We start from the raw sequence: 7,415 nt of genomic DNA, 5'->3' as shown, positions 1-7,415 counted from the left end.
AAAATCTCCACCCAGGATAATTAGGGAAGTGAAATAGAGAAATCAATCAATATGTAGTGACAATCTCAAAAATTAAGTGTAATAATATCAATATGTTATGAATTTTGCTGTTGAATGCAGGTTATAATTCCATCATATAATGAGGCAAAGTTTTTGCCAGAAACATTGAAGCAAGTGGCTGATATTGAAGAATTCTTTGAAATTATTGTGGTTAATGATGGCTCAACAGATAATACAAAAGAGATATTGGAGGAATACAAAAACAATCCAAAGCTCCAAGACCGCCTGATTATAATAAATCATGAAAAGAATAAGGGAAAAGGCTCTGCCTTGCAATCGGGATTTAAAGTTACCAAGGGTGATTTGATTGCCATACATGATGCAGACTTAGAGTATGACCCACTAGATTTATTAGAAATGTATAATATAATAAAAAAAGGAAGGGCGGACTTGGTTATTGGAAGTAGATTCTTGGGAGGAAAACCTCAAAGGGTTTCATATTATCTCAATAAGATTGCCAATAAGCTATTGACAAATACATTAAATATATTATATGATTGTATTTTTACTGATATTTATTGTTGTCATAAGATTTTTAAAAAGGAGCTTTTAGAAGGCATTACTATTGAATCTAAGGGTTTTGAGGTAGAGGGAGAGCTTCTTTCCAAGATACTTAAGCTTCATAATCCAAAGGTTATAGAATCTCCTACCTCATATTATGGAAGGACATATAAAGAGGGCAAAAAGATTAAATGGTATGATCTTTTTAAAGGTCTTTATTGGATAATAAAGATAAAAGTATGTATTTAGCTAATCTTAAGGAAAGCAATGAAAAAAGTAAGAAGCGAGAAGTGAGAATTTTTGTCTTCTGTTTTCTTTCTTCTGTTGTCTGTCCTCTGTCTTTTGATATTAAAACATCTAAACACATACAATGAAAGTATCAATTATTGGAACCGGTTATGTTGGGCTTGTAACAGGTGCCTGCCTAGCCTCTCTTGGAAACGATTGCTTATGCGTAGACAATAATGAAGAAAAGATTGCTTCTCTTAAAGATGAGATTGTTCCCTTCTATGAGCCTTCTTTAGAAGAAATAATAAAGAAAAATAAGGAGAGGCTTTCCTTTACAACAAGCATAAAGGAGGGAGTGGATAAAGGAGAGATAATCTTTATATGCGTTCCAACCCCTTCCCTTCCAGATGGCGATGTTGACCTTACATATATTGAAAAGGTCTCAAGGGAGATTGCTTATAATATGGAGGAATATCGTATAATTGTTGATAAAAGCACAGTTCCAATTGAGACAGGAGAGCGTGTTGAAAGGACAATAAGGTTAAACAATATCCATAAGGTAGACTTTGATGTCGTCTCAAACCCCGAATTTTTAAGAGAAGGCTCTGCTATTTATGACTTTATGCATCCAGATAGAATTGTAATTGGTGCCTCAAGCCATAGAGCAATTAAGATAATGAAGGAGCTTTATAGTCCACTCAATGCAAAGATAATAACCACGGACATTAGAAGCGCAGAGCTAATCAAGCATTCTGCAAATTCTTTTTTATCTTGCAAGATTTCCTTTGCGAATGCACTTTCTATTATATGCGATGCAGCAGGTGCTGATATAAACAAAGTAACAGAGGGAATGGGGTTTGATTTAAGGATTGGAAAGGATTTTTTAAATGCTGGGATAGGGTATGGAGGCTCTTGTTTTCCAAAGGATGTATCTGGTTTTATTCGGATTGCAGAAAGGTATGGCTATGATTTTAAGCTTTTAAAGGAGACAAGAGAGATAAATGACCTTCAAAGAAAAAGGTTTCTTTCAAAAATAAGGGAAGCATTGTGGGTTATTAAGGAAAAAAGGATAGGTGTTTTAGGCCTTTCCTTTAAACCAAATACAGATGATATGAGGAATGCGCCATCTATTGAAATTATTACAACCCTTATAAAAGAGGGAGCAACCATTGTTGCCTATGACCCAAAGGCTTCCAATAAGGCAAAAAGCATTCTTCCAAAGGAGGTCATTTATGTTGAAAGCCCTTATAGTGCAGCAGAAAAATCTGATTGCCTTCTTATTTTAACTGAATGGGAGGAGATAAAAAATATAGACCTTGAAAAAATAAAGGGTTTACTAAAACATCCTATTATTATTGATGGAAGGAATATCCTTGATAAAGAGAGGGCACAAGCTTTAGGTTTTGAGTATAAAGGGATGGGAAGATGAACGAGGAGATTTATTTAAGTGTAGTAATTCCTGTATATAATGAAGGGGATAAAATTGAAAAGACCCTTGATACAATTATTAAATATTTGGATGGCAAGAAATATACATATGAGATTATTGTAGTAGATGATGGAAGTTTAGATAAAACCCCTGGCATTATAGAGGAAATATCAAAAGGAAATTCAAAGATTAAGCTTTTAAAAAATGAACTTAATCAAGGCAAGGGATATAGTTTAAAAAGGGGGATTCTTGCTACAAGAGGTAAATATGTTCTTTTTACTGATTGTGATCTTTCAACGCCATTTGAAGAGATAGATAAAATCCTTGCTTTTCTTGAAAAAGATTATGATATAGCAATTGGTTCAAGGAAATTAAAGGATTCCTTTATAGAGGTTCATCAACCGTGGTGGAGAGAATTTATGGGTAGTGTATTCTATTTTTTTGCCCACTTGTTAATTATTAAAGAGGTTTCTGATTTTAATTGTGGATTTAAAGGATATAGGGGGAACGTTGCCCATCATCTTTATGGAAAAGGAAGGCTTAAAAGATGGGGGTTTGATGTAGAGATAATTTTCCTTACAAAAAAATTCAAATATAAAATGAAAGAGGTGCCTGTAAGATGGATTAATGCTAAAACAACTAAGGTAAATCTCCTATTGGATTCCATTCGTTCATTTACAGAATTAATTCAAATAAGGTTGAATGAGATAATAGGTTTATATAAAAGTGAATAGAAAAAATACTATTTGCCTTATTTTTATTCTTTTCTTTTCTTTTTTACTTAATTTTACTGGTATAAATTGGGGGGTTCCAAGCATTGTTCGCAACAAGCTCTATTTTGAAAATGAATGTGAGATTAAAAAGTCTTTGGAGGGTGTTACAGAAGAAAAAGTAGTAAAATCACAAACATTATATGAAGGAAAATTAAAGGGGTCAAAATTTAATCCTATTAGGTCTTATCATCCTGACGAATCTCAATTTATTCAATCTGTAAGTAATATGAATCCAAAAAAATTTGATTTTAATCCCCATTATTTTTGGTATGGATGCCTTTATTTTTGGTTTTTAATAGCCTTTTTAGGTATTGCTTATCTTGTAGGTTATATAAAATTGAGCTATGATTTACTTTTCTTTTATCTTCATCCTGAAGAAATGGCTAAATTCTATATTACAGGAAGAATGGTTTCTGTGGTATTTGGTGTTCTTACTGTTTTGTTTGTATTTTTAATTGCAAAAAAATTATATGGAGAAAAAAGGGGATTGGTTTCTAGCCTATTTCTTGCTATAACCCCTTTTTTTGTAATAAATAGCCATTATATTAGCACAGATATTATAAGCCTTTTCTTTATTGCTCTAACCTTTTTTATCTCATTAAAAATATTAGAATCCAATACTAACAAATGGTATATACTAGGAGGAATCTTTGCAGGCCTTGCTGGTAGTGCTAAATATACAGGAATATTGGTAATTCTAATTATTCATCTTTCCCATTTTTTAAAAGAAAAAACATTAGGATGCCTATTTTCTAAAAAGGTTATTTTAAGCTATGTTTTTGCCTTAATTTCTTTTAGTGCTACCTCTTTTTATTGTTTTATCTCTTATTATGAGGTTATTTCTTGTATTAAAGGCGTTAAGGGTAAAGGAAATATATTTTCTGGAATCCTATATTATTTAAGGGCTTTATACCATGGAATAGGCTGGCCCCTCTTATGCCTCTCTTTTTTCGGTTTAATTCTTTGTTTTTGGAAAATAAGGAAACAAGAGGTTTTGATGATATCTTGGATAGTTATATCAATCCTATTTTTTAGTCTTTGTTCTCAAAGACTTGATAGATATATGCTTGTAATTGCTCCTTTCTTAAGCATCTTTGCATCAAGGTCATTAGATATTTCTTTTAATAAATATTTAAAGAATATAGTAGTATTTTTTGTTTTAGTTGCCACATTCATTTTTACCCTTGGTTATATCAGAATTTTTGTAAGAGAAAATGTAAGAACAATCGCAGGAAAATGGATTTTGGCAAATATACCCAAAGGGACAAAGATTGGCGTAGAGATAGATCCCTATCAATTTGAAACACCTCCGATAAATCAATATAGATACAATCTATGTATTGCTAAAAACAGAGTAGAAATTGAAAAACAAAGCCCTCAATATTTTGTTTTAAGCGATATACAGTGTCGCTCTCGGGCTTTTTCTCTATTAAATGATATTAAAAATAAAGGCTTTAAAATAGAAAAAGAATTTTCTAATCCCCCAAGATTCTTTAATATTCCCTTCAATGAAAATCCTTCAGGTGACTATTTATATCTCTATCCAAAGATATTTATATTCAAAAAGAATGAATGAAGTTTATAGAAATACCTTTAAGTGGTGCTTATATTATAGAGATAGAGCCTGCTTTTGATGAAAGGGGATTTTTTGCAAGGACATTTTGCAAAAATGAGTTTAAAAACAAAGGGCTTAATCCCAATATAGCTCAGCAAAGCATATCCTATAACAAAAGGAAAGGGACAATTAGGGGGATGCATTACCAGAATGCTCCATATCAAGAGGTAAAGATTGTAAGCTGCATAAAGGGAGAAATATTTGATGTTATTGTTGATTTAAGAAAAGATTCCCCTACATATTGCCAATGGTTTTCCATTTTGCTTTCAGATGAAAATTATAAAATGCTCTATATCCCTAAATGGTTTGCCCACGGATTTCAAACCCTAAAGGATGATACAATTGTCTTATACCAAATGTCAGAATTTTATTATTCTGAATACCAAAGGGGTGTAAGGTGGGATGACCCAGCTTTTAAGATTAAATGGCCCTTTCCACCTAGTGTGATAAGCGAAAGGGATAAAGGCTATCCTTTGTATGGAGCTTGATAATTCCCTCTCATCCATACATGGCATAGGCCCAAAGATTGCAAGCCTCTTTGAAGAGCTTGGGATTTATTCTGTATCCAATCTTTTGGAATACTACCCGAGAACATACCAGGATAGAAGCAAAATAACAAAGATTTCGCAATTAAATGGAAAAGGAAGGGAGACAATTATTGCCAAGGTTACAAGGCATCTTTTGCATTCAAGGATAAAGAGGGTTTGTCTGTCTGATGGAAGCGGCTCCTGTTTTTTGCTTTTCTTTGGAAATTTTAGGGAAAAATTCCTTCCTTTGGGGACAAAAATAATTGTAAGTGGATATGCAAAGAAATTTAGGGGATTTTTCCAATTTTCAAACTTTGAATATGAGATAATGGATAAGGATTCCGAAAAATCTGGAATTGTTCCATTATACAGGCTTTCTGCTTCTTGGGGAAGGCTTGGGCAAAGGCTATTTAGAAGAATTACAAGGAAGATTTTGGATATATATAAAGATAAAATCCCTGACCCTTTTGAAATAGCAAGGCAATTCGGCTTTATTCCACAAAAAGAGGCAATCTTGAATATCCATTTTCCAAATACCTGGCAGGATTATAAGAATGCAAGAAATAGGCTTTCATTCAATGAGCTATTCCTCCTTCAGCTTGGGCTTTTGATAAACAAAAGAAGAATAGATTTAATTCCAAGGGGTTTTGTATATAAAAAAATAGAAAAGTCGCTTAAATTCCCATTTGAATTGACAAATGCCCAAAAAAGGGCAATTTCAGAAATAGATAAAGACCTGTCATTCCCACATCCGATGAACAGGCTTTTACATGGCGATGTTGGATCAGGAAAGACAGCTGTTTGCTTGTCTGCCGCATATAGGGTTGCTTGCTCTGGCTTTCAGGTTGCCATAATGGCACCTACAGAGATTCTGGCTGACCAGCACTACCTTACTGTAAAGAGGCTAATTCCAGAGGAAATTGGGGTTGGAATATTAAGGAGCGGCTTAGCTCAGAAGGAGCAACAAGAGACAAAGAAAAAAATTGAAAATGGTGAAATAAAGATTATAATTGGCACGCATTCCTTAATCCAGGGGGATGTAAAATTTAAGAATTTAGCCCTTTGCATCATTGATGAACAACATAGATTTGGCGTCTGTCAAAGGCAGGCATTGATGGAAAAGGCATTTGAAATATCTAAAAATTGGTGCGACCTTTTGGTGATGACCGCAACACCCATCCCAAGAACCATTGCCTTAAGCCTTTATGGTGATATGGATATATCCTGCCTTGATGAGATGCCAAAGAATAGAGGAAGAATAATTACAACCATAAGGTCAAACAATGACCTTTTTAAGATATACGAATTTATAAAGGAAAAAATAAGAGAAGGAAGACAGGCATATATTGTCTATCCATTGATAGAGGAGTCAGAATATGTCTCATATAAATCCTGTAAGCTACATTTTAAGAAGCTCTCTTTAATCTTTAAGGATTTTATATTGGGTCTTCTTCATGGGCAATTAAAGCCCGATGAGAAGGAGGAGGTAATGAGAGGATTTGCAAATGGCAATATCCAGATCCTTGTTGCAACAACAGTAATTGAGGTTGGCATTGATGTCTCTAATGCAACCATTATGGTAATAGAGGATGGCGAAAGGTTTGGCTTATCCCAGCTCCATCAATTAAGGGGCAGGATTGGAAGGGGAGCTTATGATTCCTATTGCATTGTCATAGCAAAGGAAAGAATAGCAAATATTATAAGACAAGATGAAATGTGTGATGATGAAGATAAGGAGGCAGTAGAGAGGCTTAAGGTATTTGTAAGAATTCAGGATGGATTTAAGCTATCAGAGTATGATTTAAGGCTAAGGGGTTCTGGAGAGCTATTTGGTGAAAGGCAACATGGAATATCGGAATTCAAACTTGCAGACCCAATAAGGGATGAGCATGTTTTAATAAAGGCAAAGGATGCTGGGCTACAATATCTTTCAAAAGACCCATTGTTGCAAGAAAACCCTGCATTAAGGGAAATTCTTTTAAAAACCTTCAAAAACCTCTCTATTGGAATGGTGAGGTAGCTATTTTTCAATCACCATAGCCTTTGTGTCAGAGAATTTTCCAGCAGAAAGCTTGTAGTGCATTGTAACGCAAATTATTAAAGGAAAGAAATTCAATTAAAAATTAGCAATGCAAAACTCAAAATGCAAAATGAACTTTACCCCAACTTCACGGAAGCCTTGTGTCTACCCCTGATTTTTCAAGGGAGAAATTTTCATTATATACTACATAGCTTCCTATCCCTTGTAAATTCAAAGGAAGAAATGTTAAATGCCTCCTTTA

6 protein-coding genes are annotated in these 7,415 nt (G+C 33.7%); all 6 read left to right on the top strand.

Annotated elements, in window-relative coordinates; genetic code table 11:
* Window positions 1-114: 114 nt before the first annotated feature.
* Window positions 115-810, top strand: a complete 696-nt coding sequence (locus tag AB1630_08645; GenBank protein ID MEW6103860.1) for a glycosyltransferase family 2 protein — start codon at window positions 115-117, stop codon at window positions 808-810.
* Window positions 811-931: 121 nt separating this feature from the next.
* Window positions 932-2,218: a UDP-glucose/GDP-mannose dehydrogenase family protein gene (locus AB1630_08640; protein MEW6103859.1), complete on the top strand. Its 1,287-nt coding sequence runs from the start codon at window positions 932-934 to the stop codon at window positions 2,216-2,218.
* A complete protein-coding gene (locus AB1630_08635) occupies window positions 2,215-2,952 on the top strand; it encodes a dolichyl-phosphate beta-glucosyltransferase (GenBank protein ID MEW6103858.1) in 738 nt (245 codons plus the stop codon). The genes AB1630_08640 and AB1630_08635 overlap by 4 nt, the downstream gene beginning before the upstream one ends.
* Entirely contained in the window at window positions 2,945-4,567 is a 1,623-nt protein-coding gene (locus tag AB1630_08630; GenBank protein MEW6103857.1) for a glycosyltransferase family 39 protein, read from the top strand. The genes AB1630_08635 and AB1630_08630 overlap by 8 nt, the downstream gene beginning before the upstream one ends.
* Window positions 4,564-5,094, top strand: coding sequence for a dTDP-4-dehydrorhamnose 3,5-epimerase (rfbC, locus tag AB1630_08625; protein ID MEW6103856.1), 531 nt, complete (start codon window positions 4,564-4,566; stop codon window positions 5,092-5,094). Before AB1630_08630 ends, rfbC begins: the two co-directional genes overlap by 4 nt.
* Window positions 5,084-7,153, top strand: coding sequence for an ATP-dependent DNA helicase RecG (gene recG, locus AB1630_08620; protein ID MEW6103855.1), 2,070 nt, complete (start codon window positions 5,084-5,086; stop codon window positions 7,151-7,153). The genes rfbC and recG overlap by 11 nt, the downstream gene beginning before the upstream one ends.
* Window positions 7,154-7,415 lie beyond the last annotated feature (262 nt).

Source organism: bacterium (assembly GCA_040753555.1).
GTDB lineage: Bacteria > UBA9089 > UBA9088 > UBA9088 > UBA9088 > JBFLYE01.
The sequence above is the reverse complement of the archived record's forward strand: the minus strand, read 5'-3'. Positions and strand labels throughout refer to the sequence as shown.

Coding starts and splice junctions, on each gene's coding strand:
- AB1630_08640 (MEW6103859.1), top strand. CDS start 932: ATGAAAGTATCAATTATTGGAACCGGTTATGTTGGGCTTGTAACAGGT.
- AB1630_08645 (MEW6103860.1), top strand. CDS start 115: ATGCAGGTTATAATTCCATCATATAATGAGGCAAAGTTTTTGCCAGAA.
- rfbC (MEW6103856.1), top strand. CDS start 4,564: ATGAAGTTTATAGAAATACCTTTAAGTGGTGCTTATATTATAGAGATA.
- AB1630_08635 (MEW6103858.1), top strand. CDS start 2,215: ATGAACGAGGAGATTTATTTAAGTGTAGTAATTCCTGTATATAATGAA.
- recG (MEW6103855.1), top strand. CDS start 5,084: ATGGAGCTTGATAATTCCCTCTCATCCATACATGGCATAGGCCCAAAG.